This is a genomic window from Pedobacter sp. 05T44 (assembly GCF_056395985.1).
Genome location: NZ_JBFTKO010000007.1, coordinates 1 through 15,796, shown reverse-complemented (window position 1 = coordinate 15,796; position 15,796 = coordinate 1). Strand labels below are relative to the sequence as shown.

General features: G+C 38.1%; 12 protein-coding genes. 10 read left to right on the top strand and 2 right to left on the bottom strand.

The genetic code is table 11. The annotated features are described in order from the left end of the window. The first annotated feature begins 3 nt into the window (after positions 1–3). From AC1DDK_RS12845 to AC1DDK_RS12825, 5 genes are all read left to right on the top strand, one after another. Positions 4–1,794, top strand: coding sequence for a RagB/SusD family nutrient uptake outer membrane protein (locus AC1DDK_RS12845; protein ID WP_337716469.1), 1,791 nt, complete (start codon positions 4–6; stop codon positions 1,792–1,794). Between the two features lie 20 nt (positions 1,795–1,814). Beyond that, the gene (locus tag AC1DDK_RS12840) at positions 1,815–2,936 is read left to right on the top strand and encodes an acyltransferase family protein (protein WP_172659585.1); all 1,122 of its coding nucleotides are present in this window, start codon (positions 1,815–1,817) and stop codon (positions 2,934–2,936) included. Between the two features lie 12 nt (positions 2,937–2,948). Next, the gene (locus AC1DDK_RS12835) at positions 2,949–5,474 is read left to right on the top strand and encodes a family 20 glycosylhydrolase (RefSeq protein ID WP_337716471.1); all 2,526 of its coding nucleotides are present in this window, start codon (positions 2,949–2,951) and stop codon (positions 5,472–5,474) included. Between the two features lie 142 nt (positions 5,475–5,616). Next, positions 5,617–7,983 carry a DUF1549 domain-containing protein gene (locus AC1DDK_RS12830; protein WP_337716473.1) on the top strand — a complete coding sequence of 789 codons (2,367 nt, stop codon included), beginning with the start codon at positions 5,617–5,619 and terminating at the stop codon, positions 7,981–7,983. Positions 7,984–8,020: 37 nt separating this feature from the next. Continuing rightward, positions 8,021–9,439 carry a DUF1501 domain-containing protein gene (locus AC1DDK_RS12825; protein WP_172659588.1) on the top strand — a complete coding sequence of 473 codons (1,419 nt, stop codon included), beginning with the start codon at positions 8,021–8,023 and terminating at the stop codon, positions 9,437–9,439. Between the two features lie 79 nt (positions 9,440–9,518). On the opposite strand, the gene AC1DDK_RS12820 is transcribed toward AC1DDK_RS12825, so the two are convergent. Together AC1DDK_RS12820 and AC1DDK_RS12815 are read right to left on the bottom strand one after the other, a co-directional pair. Beyond that, entirely contained in the window at positions 9,519–9,848 is a 330-nt protein-coding gene (locus tag AC1DDK_RS12820) for a DUF3276 family protein (RefSeq protein WP_048906949.1), read from the bottom strand. 69 nt (positions 9,849–9,917) lie between these two features. Next, complete coding sequence (locus AC1DDK_RS12815) at positions 9,918–11,708, bottom strand: ABC transporter ATP-binding protein (RefSeq protein ID WP_172659589.1); 1,791 nt, start codon at positions 11,706–11,708, stop codon at positions 9,918–9,920. Between the two features lie 111 nt (positions 11,709–11,819). Here AC1DDK_RS12815 and AC1DDK_RS12810 point away from each other — a divergent pair, with 111 nt between their 5' ends. From AC1DDK_RS12810 to AC1DDK_RS12790, 5 genes are all read left to right on the top strand, one after another. After that, positions 11,820–12,908 (top strand): Glu/Leu/Phe/Val family dehydrogenase, encoded by a 1,089-nt coding sequence (locus AC1DDK_RS12810; RefSeq protein WP_048906948.1) that lies wholly within the window; start codon positions 11,820–11,822, stop codon positions 12,906–12,908. Between the two features lie 90 nt (positions 12,909–12,998). Then, positions 12,999–13,892 (top strand): transcription antitermination factor NusB, encoded by an 894-nt coding sequence (gene nusB, locus AC1DDK_RS12805; RefSeq protein ID WP_246269409.1) that lies wholly within the window; start codon positions 12,999–13,001, stop codon positions 13,890–13,892. Positions 13,893–13,898: 6 nt separating this feature from the next. Further along, positions 13,899–14,369: a DUF1573 domain-containing protein gene (locus AC1DDK_RS12800; RefSeq protein WP_172659591.1), complete on the top strand. Its 471-nt coding sequence runs from the start codon at positions 13,899–13,901 to the stop codon at positions 14,367–14,369. Between the two features lie 20 nt (positions 14,370–14,389). Further along, complete coding sequence (yajC, locus tag AC1DDK_RS12795; protein WP_172659592.1) at positions 14,390–14,722, top strand: preprotein translocase subunit YajC; 333 nt, start codon at positions 14,390–14,392, stop codon at positions 14,720–14,722. 242 nt (positions 14,723–14,964) lie between these two features. Next, positions 14,965–15,796, top strand: an 832-nt coding sequence (locus AC1DDK_RS12790; protein ID WP_477633944.1) for a YbbR-like domain-containing protein, incomplete at its 3' end; no start/stop codon positions are given.

The window sequence follows — 15,796 nt, the reverse complement described above, 5'->3', positions numbered from 1 at the left end:
GAAATGAAAAGATCAACATATATATTACTAGCTGTGCTGTTATTTACAGGACAACTATTTTATTCTTGTAAAAAGGCTTTAATACAGCCACCTCTTGGCTCATTATCAGAAGAGCTTGTTGCTAACAAAAATGGTGTAAATGGACTGCTAATTGGCGCTTATGCCGCTTTAGATGGTATGCAAGGTGGCGATGTTGCATTGGGTGGGGGCGATGCCTGGCAAGCCTCTCCTACGAACTGGGTTTTTGGCTCTGTGGTAGGTGGTGACGCTTCTAAAGGAAGCGACGGTGCAGATCAGCCGGCTATTGATCCAATTGCCAATTTTTACTCAGGAGCAACCAATGCTTTTTATGATGGCAAATGGAAAGCACTATATGAAGGTGTTACACGTACAAATAATGTTTTAAAGCTGATGGCAAAAGCTACAGATCTGAGCGAAGCAGAGCGTAAAAGTATTGGCGCCCAGGCACGTTTTTTACGTGGTCACTATTATTTCGAATTAAAAAAGATGTGGAATATGGTTCCCTGGATTGATGAAACCACAACTAACTTTAATCAACCTAACAATGTGGATATATGGCCGCAAATTACTGATGATCTGAAGTATGCTTATGAAAATTTACTTCCAGCTCAATCTGAAATAGGGAGGGCAAATAAATGGGCAGCGGGTGCATATCTTGCCAAGGCTTACTTGTACCAGTATAAATATGACCTGGCCAAACCAGTATTTGATGCGGTTATTACACAAGGTCAAACCAGCTCAGGCCTAAAATATGATCTGAATAAAAATTTTGAAGACAACTGGTTGCCAAGCAGAGAAAATAATCCGGAAGCAGTTTTTGTGATCCAAATGGCTGCAAACGCAGATCCAACAGGACCTTCAAATGCCAACAATGGCGACATGCTTAATTTCCCTTATGGGGATGGAAGCCCTTTTAGCTGCTGCGGATTTTTCCAGCCTTCAATAGATTTGGTAAACCATTTTAGAACAAACCCCGCTACAGGATTACCATATTTAACAAACTTTAATAGTTTCCCTGTAAAAACAGATATGGGAGTAGAGGCTGGCCAAAATTTCACGCCAGATGAAGGAACACTTGATCCACGTTTGGATTGGACTGCCGGTCGTCGCGGCATACCTTATCACGACTGGGGAATTTACCCTGGTAAACCATGGGCAAGAGATCAAAGTTATGGCGGTCCATATGGACCAAAAAAGAACGTTTATTGGAGTGAAAATGCAGATAGCGATGGAGACCAGGGCACCTGGGCACCGGGAACGGCTGTTAACTATTCAATTATCCGTTTTGCGGATGTACTTTTAATGGCTGCCGAATGTGAGGCACAAATTGGAAGTTTAGGTAAAGCTCAGGAATACGTAAACAGGGTTAGGGCAAGAGCCGCGGATCATGAAAGCTGGCTTTTTAAATATAAAGATGATGAAGACCCTTCTGCCGGATTCTCTGATGAACCGGCAGCCAATTACAAAATCAATGAATATCCGGCAGGAAACTTCACAAGTCAAGGTAAAGACTATGCCTTAAGAGCGATCTATTATGAAAGGAAAATAGAGCTGGCAATGGAAGGTCACCGATTCTTTGATTTGGTGCGATGGGGTATAGCCGATCAGGAATTAAATGCCTATTTTAGCTATCAGGGAAAAATTACGTCTGACGTGAGGAACGGTAAGTTTGTTAAGGGCAAGAATAATTATTACCCAATACCACAGCGCCAGATAGACTTAAGCCAATCTAATGGTGCGCCGGTTTTAAAACAGAACCCAGGATATAATTAATCTGAACATAACCTAAAACAATGAACCAACCACAACGTTTTTTATCACTCGATGTATTTCGGGGTATGACAGTCTGTTTCATGATTATCGTGAACACACCCGGTAGCGGAGCAGAACCTTTTGCCATGCTGAACCACGCCGCTTGGCACGGTTTTACACCAACCGATCTGGTATTCCCATCGTTCTTATTTGCTGTAGGAAATGCCATGAGTTTCTCTATGAAAAAATTTGCCCAGATGGAGAACTCAGCAGTGCTTGCAAAAATATTTAAGCGTACACTGCTTATATTTCTTATAGGATATCTAATGTATTGGTTTCCTTTTTTTAGTTACAACGAAGGTGGAGGCATTAGTTTCTCGCCCATAGCAAATACGCGAATTTTAGGTGTTTTGCAGCGAATAGCGCTTTGTTATGGTATTGCATCGTTGCTAATCCATTACCTGAGCACCAGAAGCGTAATCATTATCAGCTTATTGTTTTTGATTGGCTATTGGGTGGCCTTATTGTTATTTGGGGATGCGGCGGATCCGTTTAGTATGACGGGAAATGCTGGCCAATATCTTGATCTATATGTGCTGGGAGATAAGCATATGTACCATGGCGAAGGTATAGCTTTTGATCCTGAAGGGATATTGAGCACCATACCTTCTTGTGTGAACGTGATTATCGGATATTTTGCTGGTAAATTCATACAGGAAAAAGGAAAAGGATTTGAAACAATTTCGAAACTATTACTTGCCGGTGGCCTGTTGATATTAATAGCAATATGCCTGAATCCGGTATTTCCTATAAACAAAAAGCTATGGACAAGTTCTTTTGTATTGGTTACCTGTGGCTTGGATCTGGTAATTATCGGCGCGCTGATTTATGTTATAGAAGTAAAATCCTATACGAAATGGACAGGTTTCTTTACGGTTTTTGGGAAAAACCCGTTATTCATTTACATAGTTTCAGAGGTGTTGTTAACCATCATAGGGGTGATCATTCCTGGTTTAGATTTCAGGGGATGGGTTAGCACAAGGTTTTTTCAGGTTATCGCACCTGGTCCTGTTGGTTCATTGCTTTTTGCAATTTGTTTTATGCTCACCTGCTGGCTGGTAGGCTATATACTCGATAAAAGGAAAATATACATACGCGTTTAGTTATCAAACAAAATGAAGAAATTCTGTATTCTAATTGCACTACTTTTTAGTGGTTTAATAAATGCTTATGCACAATCGGCATCGCCGTTTAAGATTAGTGACCTCCACATTACAAGGGAGGTCTTGAACAATATTGATGATAAAACCTTATCAGTACTAACAATTACTAATAATGGCAAACAAACATTACCTGCCGGAGGCTGGAGCATTTATTTTAACTCCAGACCTATGCAAGTTACCGGTATCGACAGTCTTAGTGCCGGAATAAAACATATAAATGGAGACTTATTTCGTTTGTATCCCTTAAAAGGTTTTGCGGCTTTAAAATCTGGTGCATCAAAAAAGATCAAAGTGCTTTCAACGGAGGTAAAAAATATTACTGACCTCTCATCAGGTTTTTATCTGGTGTGGGACAAAACCCCTTCTAAAGGATATAATATCAAGCATACAGATATAAATCCGACTCAGCAGGTTGAAAAAGTAGAGGCTGAGGTGGCGGCTCAAGTATTTAGCCGGAACAAATCTATACAGGATATTCCTCTAGATAAACTGCCCAAAGTTTTTCCAACTCCTGTATCTTATAAAGAACAAGAGGGGGCATTTAAATTGACCCCAGAAGTTTCGATAATAACTGAAATTGAGTTTGATAATGAGGCCAATCTATTTGCCGATGAATTATCGGCTATACTCGGTAAAAGACCTTCTTTTGTTCAGTCGCCTGTTAAAAACATTATTGTAATTAAAAAAGGAAACATAAGCGGTAGTGAGTCCTATAGACTAAGCGTTACACCAGAAAGTATAGTTGTTACAGCTGCCGAACCGGCAGGCGCATTTTATGGTATACAATCTTTAAAGACTTTATTCCCTTCCACATCTTGGGGAGCTATCCAAAAGGAAATTGCAGTACCTGCAGTCGAAATTGAGGACGCTCCCCGGTTTGGATTCAGGGGATTCATGATGGACGTAGGACGAAATTTTCAAGCTAAAAAGGAGGTGCTGAAAGTTTTGGACGTGATGGCACTTTATAAAATGAACGTGCTTCACTTCCATTTAAATGATGATGAAGGATGGCGATTGGAGATTCAAGGCTTGCCTGAACTTACAACAATTGGCTCGCAACGTGGTCATACGATTGATGACAGTAAGAATATTCTCCCATCGTACGGATCTGGATCTGAAATAGGTGTGAATTCCGGAAGCGGATTTTATACACGCTCCGATTTTATTGAAATCCTTAAATATGCTACTGCAAGGCATATCCGCGTGATACCTGAGATTGAAACCCCCGGCCATGCAAGAGCCGCCATTAAGTCTATGGATGCCAGGTACGAAAGATTAATGAAAGCAGGTAAAAAGGAAGAAGCCGGACAGTATCTGTTGCGAGATTTGAATGATAAATCAATATATGAATCGGTTCAGGGATGGAATGATAATGTAATTAATGTGGCGCTACCATCAGCGTACAACTTTCTTGAAAAAGTGGTCGATGAAATACGCATTATGTACACAGAAGCCAATGCTCCACTGGCAACAATACATTTTGGTGGTGATGAAGTCCCGGCTGGAGTATGGGAAAAATCTCCTGCTGTTGCAAACTTGTTAAAAACCGATACTTCAATTAAAGGGGTAGATGAAATGTGGCATTACTATTTCAGCAAAGTCAATAATATGCTTAAGGCAAAGCAGTTGTATTTGTCGGGCTGGGAAGAAATAGGACTACGAAAAGCACTGGTAAATGGAGAAAAGAAGATGGTGCTTGATGATCGTTTTGCTAATGAGAATTTCCACGCCGATGTATGGAATAACTTAAGTGGTAATGAGGATCTTGCCTATAAATTAGCCAATGAAGGATATAAAGTTGTACTAACGTGTGTTACAAACCTTTATCTGGATCTGGCAACCAACAAAAGTTTTAACGAAACCGGCCAGTATTGGGGTGGTTATGTTGATGTAGAGAAACCTTATTATTTTGTTCCTTATGAACTGTTTAAAAATTTGAAGGAAGATGAAAGTGGTAACCCTATTGATAAAAAGAAATTAGAGGGGAAAACTACGCTTACTGAATTTGGAAAATCAAACATTGTGGGCATACAATCGCCTTTGTGGAGTGAAATCATTAAAACCCCTGAAAGATTTGAGTATATGCTTTTGCCAAAGTTATTTGGTGTAGCTGAAAGAGCTTGGGCAAAAAATCCCGAATGGGCAATTGAAAAAGATACCTTAAAAAGTAAAGTATTGTATAATAAGGACTGGTCTGAATTTGTGAATATTATTGGCAAAAGAGAAATACCAAGGTTAAATCATTATTCAGGTGGTTATAATTACCGTATTCCAACCCCTGGGGTATCAATAGAAAGCGGGCGGGTGAGTGCAAATTTACAATTGCCAGGGTTTGTAATTCGGTATACTACAGATGGAACAGAGCCAACAATAAATAGTACTATCTACAAATCAGCTATTGATACAAAAGGAATAATACAATTAAAAGTGTTTAATAGCGAAGGCAAATTCGGCCGTTCGGTTAAAGTGCAAAATTAATAGGAAAGACAAGACAGTACAGGTTGCTTGTTAATGATTATAATTAGATATTTATTCAAGTTATGAGATTTTTCAAAAGGCAGAATAACTATTCTGCCTTTTGAAAAATTCATTTTTTTGAAACCAAATATAAAATCTAATTATGTTACAGCACATAGCATTCTGGCTTTGGGATTTTTTAGGCCATCTGCATCCTTTGGCAGTCCATTTTCCTGTGGCGCTGCTTTTATTTGCTGCTATACTGGAGCTATTCACTTTAAAAAACTTTAATTCAAAACTACGTTCAGGTATTGATGCCCTCCTTATTGCGGGATCACTTGGCGCTATAATATCTGCAGCTTTGGGGTGGTTACTGTATCAGGATGGTGATTATAGCGGCGATGTTTTAACGTTGCACCAATGGATAGGATTTGCAACTGCAGCGCTTGGTGTTTTAACGCTTTTTTTTCTTTATCAAATCCGCAAAAAAGATAAGTTTAAGCAAGTTAAAGTTTATCGGGGTTTATTATTTTCGACAGCAATTGGTGTTTCTGTAGCCGGCCACTTTGGAGCTAATTTAACGCATGGAAGCGATTTCCTGTCCAGCACATTGCCATGGAGCAAGGATTATGAAACAAAGGGCTCAGATAATTTTAGGCTTGTTGCATTAAAGGGTGATACAGCTAAGCTTACAAAAAAGCAGGAAGTAGAATTAAACACTGAGGTAAGAGCTATACTTGCACATAATTGTTATAAGTGCCATGGCTCAGACAAAGTAAAAGGAGATTTGAGGCTTGATGGGAAACACGTAGCTTTTAAAGGTGGCGAGAATGGGCCTGTTATTGTGCCTGGTAATCCTCAGGAAAGTGAAATATTTAAGCGTATTTCTTTACCTGCAGATCATAAAGATGTAATGCCTTCTAAAGGGAAAAAGCTGGCTGAAAAGGATATTGAAATAGTCCGTTTTTGGATAGAAAAAGGAGCCCCATGGCCAGATGATGGCACAAAGCAAAACGTTTTTAGAGTAGCAAAACTTGAACCGCGTAATCCTGTTCTTCCTGCTCCCTCAAATAATTTATCTAATCCTGTTGATTTATGGACTAACCAGTATTTTGCTAAAAATAAGATTAAATGGCCCTCATTAGTTGATGACCGTACTTATTTAAGGAGGATTTATCTTGATATCATTGGTCTATTACCTGGCCCGGCCGATTTGGAATCATTTTCAAAAGATGCAAGACCAGATAAAAGAGCCTTGTGGGTTAAAAAATTACTGAGTCTTGATAACGATTATGCTTTGCATTGGCTAAGTTTCTGGAATGATGCTTTAAGAAACGATTATTCAGGAACCGGATATATTACAGGAGGTCGTTTCAACATTACTGATTGGTTGTTCAAATCATTAAAAACGAATAAACCTTATGATCAGTTTGTAAAAGAATTAATTAGCCCTTCCGAAGAGTCAAAAGGGTTTATAGAAGGTATAAAATGGCGTGGAGTTGTCAATGCCAGTCAAAGAACAGAAATGCAGGCGGCTCAAAATGTTTCGCAGGTATTTTTAGGTCTTAATCTGAAATGCGCTTCTTGTCACAATAGTTTTATCAGCGATTTAAAGCTGGATGATGCCTATGCTTTCGCAAATATTTTTGCAGATACAACGCTGGAAATTAATCGTTGTGATAAACCAACCGGAAAATATGTAGATGCAAGGATGCTTTGGAAAGAACTTGGTACTATAGACAACAAAGCCCCCGTTAAGGAGAAAAGGAAACAGCTAGCCGAAAATTTAATTAAACCTGAAGACGGACGACTTTATCGTACTATCGTAAACCGGATTTGGTCGCAACTTATGGGACGTGGTTTGGTTGAACCAGTTGATGTTATGGACAATGAGCCATGGAGTCAGGATTTACTAGATTGGATGGCATTTAATTTTGTTGCCAGCAAGGCTGATTTAAAAGAGCTGATTTATCAGATTACCACATCCAATACTTATCAACTGCCGTCAGTAGGCTTTAAAGAGGTAGCTCAGGTTAGTAACCCGAATTATAAGTTTAAAGGAATGGTACGTAAAAGAATGTCGGCCGAGCAGTTTACTGATGCTGTAAGCAGTGTTATAACTCCTGTTTTTGTTGATTCAAACATCAAATATAACCCTCAAATTAGACCATCCTTTATTCGGGCTTCTTTGGTGGCCAACAATAGTTTCCTTACGGCCTTAGGCAGACCAAACAGAGAAACAGTAGCTACCAGCCGAGATTCACAAGCCAATTTGCTGCAAGCCCTTGAACTTACCAATGGCTGGAGGTTTAATTCTGTGCTTAAAATTGGTGCCGAGCATTGGAAAGCAAATTACAAAAATACCGATTTGCTTATTAAAGATATTTACTTAAAAACTTTAGGTAGGGAGCCGGTTGAGAAGGAAATTAAAATAGCCAAACAGGCTCTTGGCAAATCTCCTGGTGTTGATGCTATTCAGGATTTATTCTGGGCGATGGTACTGCTGCCCGAATTTCAAATAATCTATTAACCCGAATTATGCTTAAATTAATTATAATCTTAAAAAGATGAATTGGAATAGACGAGATTTTTTGAAGAATACAAGCGCAGCAACTTTAGCTGCTATGGCTGCTGGCATTCCTCTTACCAATTTGCTGTCCTCATGCAATTCAAAAAGTAACCATGCAACTGCAGATACTGTTATTTTATTATGGATGGCAGGAGGGATGGCTCACACCGATACTTTTGATCCAAAGAAATATACGCCCTTTTCCAAAGGCATGCAGGCTAATAGTGTATTGAGCACCTTTAAATCTGTACCTACCATTTTAGATGGGATTAATTTTTCTGAAGGATTGCAATCTATTGGAAATGTAATGGATAAAGGAACATTGATCCGATCGTATGTAGCTGCAGATATGGGACATATATTACATTCGCGCCATCAATATCATTGGCATACCTGCTATAAACCCCCGCAATCCGTTTCGGCCCCTCATCTTGGGTCTTGGATCGCAAAAGAGTTAGGCCCATTAAATCCGGTAATTCCTGCTTTTATAGATATAGGACAACGGTTTACCCTTGGTGAGGCAGAAGAACTGAAAGCTTTTCATACTGCGGGGTTTTTAGGTAATGAATTTGGTCCGTTTCTAATACCCGACCCTTCTGCCGGATTAGAAAGTGTGCAGCCACCAGTTGGCATGTCCTCAAGCAGATTTGAAAAACGAAACAAACTGTATTATGATCTCATCAGTAAAAGTCCAATGGGTGAATATGGCAGTGATTATCAAAAGGAATCCTTAAAAAGATCCATGGAGCAAGCGTATATCCTCTTAAAATCTCCCGAGGCCAAAGCTTTTGACCTGAGCCAGGAGCCCAAAGAAATATATGATATCTACAATACAGGAAAGTTTGGACTAGGCTGCCTTATGGCTCGTCGACTTACAGAGCAAGGTGCCCGTTTTATTAGTGTAACTACCGAATATGAGCCATTTAAAGGCTGGGATACCCACGACAATGGTTATACTCGCCTGATAGATATGAAGAAGCAAATAGACGGCCCTGTAGCGCAGTTAATTAAAGATTTAGAGAAGAGCGGACGATTAGATAGAACCCTGGTTATTTTAGCAAGCGAATTTAGCAGAGACATGATGGTTGAAGGGCGTCCTGATGCAAAAGTACAGGAGCAGGTAGAGCAGCCTGATATTATACAGGATATAAAAAACTACGGTATGCACCGTCATTTTACAGATGGCTGTTCAATGCTAATGTTTGGTGGAGGTATAAAAAAGGGAAGCGTATATGGCAAAACAGCAGACGAAAGACCATGTAAAACGATAGAAAATCCTATAGTTATAGATCAAATCCATCAAAGCATTTATCATGCGCTTGGCATTGCTCCAGATACTAATTATTTAGTCGAAAAAAGGCCGTTTTATACTACGCCCGACGGGTTAGGTAAGCCCGTAATGGATCTGTTTTCCTGAAATTCATCGGTTCAGAAGTTAACCGAATAAAAAACGCCCTGTTTGTTTATTGCAAACAGGGCGTTTTTCTATTATTTTGTTAAAATGAAAAGTCGTCGTTTTGAACCCTTGTTCCAGCACCTTCGTGGTTCTCAGAGTATTCATAACGTTTTTCTACCACTTCCTGATGACTTTTAATATAATCAACAGTTTCATTTAATCCTTCAGCAAATTTCTCGAAATCCTCTTTGTATAAAAAGATTTTGTGTTTTACAAAAACACCATCTTCCAGTCTTTTTTTACTTTCGGTTAAGGTTAAGTAGTAATCTCCTGATCTTGTTGCTTTTACGTCGAAAAAATAAGTTCTTTTACCAGCTCTTACTTTCTTTGAAAAAACCTCTTCTCTCTCTTTGTTGTCAAATTCTCCCATGGTTGCTATAGCTCTTGGTTTTGGTTCGGGTAAATATAAAGGAATAATTACTAAAGTTCAAAATAGAAATTACACAGATTGACTTTCTTCTTCAAGTAATTGGTTCTGATACATTTCTGCATATGCGCCACCTTTTTGCAATAACTCGTTATGAGTACCCTGCTCAATGATTTGACCATCATCAAGAACCAGAATTTTATCAGCATTTTTTATAGTAGAAATCCGGTGAGCAATAAGAATACTTGTCTTGTCATTCATTATTCTACCTAAATTATTCAGGATCTCTTCTTCGGTTCTTGTATCGACAGCCGAAAGGCAGTCGTCAAATATGAGGATCTTCGGTTCTTTGATCAGTGCACGGGCTATGGAAACGCGTTGTTTCTGTCCGCCAGACAAGGTGATTCCTCTTTCACCAAGCATAGTCTCAAATTTAAGCTCAAAATCGATAATGTTGTGATAAACGGCAGCATTCTTTGCAGCTGTTTCAACTTCTTGGTCATTAACCGTATCAAGACCAAAAGCGATGTTATTTTTAATTGTATCAGAAAATAAAAACACTTCCTGAGGTACAAAACCTATCTGGTTGCGATAATCTTGCAAATTAAGGTCTTTTAAGCCCTTGTCGTCAATTATTATCTTACCGCCGTCCACATCATACATCCGCATCAATAAATTAGCCAGCGTTGATTTTCCAGAGCCTGTTCGGCCAATAATTGCTACGAACTGTCCTTGTTCAATTTCAAAGCTTACATTTTTTAAGGCTTCTATGCCGGTATCTGGATAAGTGAAACTTACATTCTCAAATCTGATATTTCCATTTATTACTCTTTTTTCCTGCGTATTAGAATTAATATCGGGCTTAAGCTGTAAAAATTCATTAATTCTTTTTTGCGATGCGGAAGCCCTCTGGATAAGAGTAGTTACCCAGCCAAGCATGGAAACAGGGAAGGTTAACTGGTTAACATATACAATAAACTCTGCAATGTTTCCTGCAGTTATGGAACCATTGATCACTTGCTTTCCGCCAACATAAATAGTAAGGATAGTACTTAAACCCACAAGCAGAAGCATGGTAGGATAAAATAGCGCCTGCACTTTAACAAGGCTCATCGCGCTGTTCTTATAACCTTCACTTTCGGCCGCAAACACTTTTTTTGTATGTGTTTCACGAACATATGATTTTATGACCCTTATACCCGAAAATCTTTCCTGTACAAAACTAGATAGATTGGAAAGCTGCTCCTGAATGAGTTCACTTTTCCGATTGATCATTGTATTCACAAAATAAATTATGATAACCAATGCCGGCAGTGGCAACAAACAAAAGATAGCCAGTGTGGCGTTAACAGAGAACATGGCATAAATGACCAGCAAAAAGAGAACACCCGTATTTATGGCGTACATAATTGCCGGCCCAACATACATCCTTACTCTGTTTACATCTTCAGTAGCCCGGTTCATCAGGTCGCCTGTATTGTTTCTGCGATAAAAACCCAGACTTAGTTCCTGATAGTGTGCATAAATCTCGTTTTTCATATCATATTCAATGTGCCTGGACATGAGTATGATCGTTTGGCGCATAAAAAATAGAAACAGTCCCCTTAGCAGGTAAAGCACCAAAACAAGTGCGCCAAAGTACAGCAAACTATAAGAGAAAATATCGTAAATAACCTCTCGGCGCTCAAATCCGTAAAACAAACCATAAATCTGGATGTTCTCCGTAATTAAATTGAACGCATGGCCAATAACCTGAGCCGGGATTACACCAAAAATATTTGATATAATCACGAAGAAAACTCCTGGAATAATCCACCATTTATATTTATAAAAGTACTTGTTTAAAAACCGGAGGTGTTTCATGAGGAGGTAAAGTTAGCCAAATGAAGATAAATTTTTTAAAGACTTTAGTTAAAACAATGTAAATAATGTTTTTTTGACTAGTTTTGCGGCTTATCTGATAAACAAAATTATATGTCTGGTAATAGTTCTATCGTAAATTCAGTTTTAGATCAAATTGGTGCCTCTGGGCATAAAAAGGTTGTTTATTGTAATGATCCCGATACCGGTTTAAAAGCGATTATTGCTATTCATGATACTACATTGGGCCCTGCAATAGGAGGTACAAGAATGTGGAATTATGCTACCGAAGCTGAAGCACTTGAAGATGTGCTCAGATTATCAAGGGCAATGACATATAAAGCGGCTATCACCGGCCTTAATTTAGGGGGTGGTAATGCTGTAATCATTGGTGATTCTTATAAAGGAAAATCAGAAGCCATGATGCGCAGCTATGGCCGATTCATCAAAAATCTAAACGGAGAATTTATTACTGCTGAAGATGTTGGTACCAATACAAGAGATATGGAATATATCCAAATGGAAACCAAACATGTTACAGGAGTTCCTGAGTCATTAGGAGGAGCAGGTAATCCGGCACCAACTACAGCAAAAGGGGTTTTCCTGGGTATTAAAGCCTGTGTTAAAGAGGTTTTTGGTACTGATATGCTTGCTGGTCGTTCAGTTGTGGTACAAGGTATAGGTAACGTTGGAGAGCACTTGGTTGAGTTACTAAGAGCAGAAAATGTAGAGGTTTACATTAGTGATATTAATGAAGATCGTTTGCAACATGTAGCACGTACCTATAAGGCCAAACCAATTTCTGCAGATAAAATTTTTGGATTAAATGCCGATATTTATGCTCCATGTGCGCTTGGGGCTACGGTAAATTCTAAAACCATTGAAAAAATGAAGTTTGCTATTATTGCGGGTTCTGCTAACAACCAATTAGCTGATGAACAATTGCATGGTAAGCTTCTGTTAGATAAAGGAATTTTATTTGCTCCTGATTATCTGATCAATGCCGGTGGTTTAATCAGTTGTTACTCTGAGCTTACAGGATATGGTAAAAAACGTACAATGCAGCTTACAGAGAACATTTACAATGCTACACGCGATGTAATTAAAATGTCTAAAAAGGATAATATTCCAACAATATGGGCAGCTAACCGCATTGCAGAACAAAGAATAATAGATATAAAGAAAATAAAATCATCATTTTAATAAACAGGTAATTTACCACTCGTTCTTACATTCATGTTAAACAGAAGGCACTTAAGAATTAAAGCTTTGCAAAATATATTTGCTTGGCACATGACAGACAAAAGAGATTTAGCTTCAGCAAAGAAGGCTCTTATGCACAGTATTGATAATGTATATGAAATGTACATATGGATGCTTTCACTTTTAGTAGAGGTTACGGAATATACCGGTGTTGATGCAACAGAACGTGCTAACAAGCACCTGCCTACTGCAGAAGATCTTAATCCGAACTTAAAATTGCAAAACAATAAATTTGCAGTTACTTTAAAGAACAATCCGGACTTCGTTGCTGCTGTAAATAAATACAAAATCAACTGGATGGCGGATCCTGAATTTGTAAAAGCAATTTTTAACTCTTTGAAAGTTACTCCGGAATACACTGCTTATTTAGCAGATGAAGTAAATGATCTGGAAGAATCTAAAACCATTATCAAATACATTTTTAGAAAAATTATTCTTAAAAGCCACAATATTATACAGGCATTTGAAGATAAATTTATCAATTGGTCTGTTGACAAAGAGGTAATGCAGGGAATGGTTGCTAAAACCATCAAAAATTTTACATCAGAAGACGCATTTGCAAACAAACTTACGCCGATCAGTCAGGATTGGGACGAGGATAGCAAATTTGTTGAAGATTTATTTATCTATACCCTTAGGAATGATAAAGATTATCAGGCGCTTATTGCAGAACGTACAAAAAACTGGGAGTCTGAGCGTATTGCCTTAATGGATACAATATTGATGAAGATGGCAATTTGTGAACTGCTAAATTTCCCGTCAATACCTGTTAAGGTAACTATAAATGAATATCTGGATTTATCAAAAGATTACAGTACACCGAAAAGTAATTCATTTATTAACGGTATCTTGGATAAAATTATGGGCGATCTTAAAAGAACCAACAGTATTAAGAAAATTGGTCGCGGACTTATAGAAGAATAAAAATTTATGAAGAAAATTTTGTTACTGGCAGCAGTTGCGTTAACGTTAGCATCGTGCCAATCAAAAACTGACAAAAATGTTGATGCAGCTTCAACTGTTACAGACACTGCTGCAATTACAGCAAGCGCCGACTCTGCTAAAGCGGAGGCAATCCGTCATACCGACGGACCAGTATTAACTTTTGAAACTAATAATTATTACTTCGGTAAAATAGAGAAAGGTGAAAAAGTCTCTTATAGTTTCAAATTCCGGAATACGGGCAAAATGCCGTTAATAATTACAGATGCTATTGCAACTTGTGGCTGTACCGTTCCTGAAATACCAAAGGCGCCAATTAAACCGGGACAAGCCGGAGAGCTTAACGTTGTATTTAACAGTGCAGGTAAAACAGGCAGACAAGATAAAATAGTTTCAGTTAAATCTAACGCACTAAATAGTGCAATTGAACTACACTTAACAGGAGAAATTAAAGAATAATTAATTTATATAACAATAGTATGATATCAACAATAATATTGCAGGCAGCTGGTGGTAGTAGCATGTTAAGTACTTTAGTACCAATGGTATTAATCATGGTAGTATTTTATTTTTTCATGATCAGACCACAAGTTAAAAAAGCCAAAGACCATAAAAAATTGGTTGAAGATTTGAAAAAAGGAGATAAAATAGTTACTACTGCTGGTATACATGGTAGAATTGTAGACATGAACGATACTACCTTCCTTATCGAAGTTGAAGGTGGTACAAAAATCCGTTTTGATAAAACTGCAATCTCTTTAGACGCAACAAAAGCAGCGGCTCCTAAAGCTGCAGAAGCTCCAAAGGCATAATTTGATGGTCATCATCCTGATTTATTCAGGATCTCGCACCTGTATAATGGCTTTACTCTTGAGTGGTCCTGAAATAAATTCAGAGTTACGAGGAGTATAAAATAAAAGGTCTGTACCAACAAGGTGCAGACCTTTTATTATGCATGTGGTCTTACTAATAGATTATTCGTATTTTTACAGCGATGCCCTTTATAAAACTCACAAAAATAGAGCGGAAGCGATTCCTCGTTTTAGTCACCTGTTTGCTTCTTGCAGTAGCAGCGTGGTTGTTAATGGCGTTAAATAATAAGTACGTTTATACTGCTAAAACCGTATTGGTTTATAAGAATTTCCCTCAAAAACGTGCCTTTCATGCACTTCAGTCAGATACTGTTGATTTGCAGGTTGAGGGAACAGGCTGGCAATTATTATTTGCACGCTTAAGGGTTAAACCCCAGTCAATAGCCATCAATCTGGAAAAATTAAATAATCGCAATTTCATTCTTTTTTCTGAGCAATTGTTTAATGTCAACAGGCAGCTGGAAACTTCGCAAAAGATAATTTCCGTAAAACCGGATACACTTTATTTTGACTTTTCTGAAAGAACCGTTAAAAGAGTGCCAGTAAAATTGGTGTCTAATTTTAGTTTTGCAAAGCAATACGGTATTTCAGAAGATATTGAGATCATCCCTAAATATGTGACATTATCCGGACCGGAAGAAGAGCTTAAAAAAATTAAAGATTGGCCAACCGATTCTTTAAAGTTTACAGATGCTCAAAATACAACTGTTTCAAGAATTGCTATGACGCAGAATAAGATGAAGAATGTAAGTATTTTTCCCACAAGTGCAGAGGTAAAGGTACCTATTGATGAGTTCACAGAAAAAACAATTGATCTGTCGCTGAGAATCATAAATAATAAAGATTATTACAACATTAAACTATACCCGAAGAAGGTTAAAATCACTTTTTTGGTCGCTTTGTCAAAATACCAGCAGATCAATGAGAACTTTATAGATGCTGTTGTAGATTTGGATGAATGGAGAGATTTAAAACACAATCAGCTAAGAGTTAAAATAACCCGCTTTCCGGATT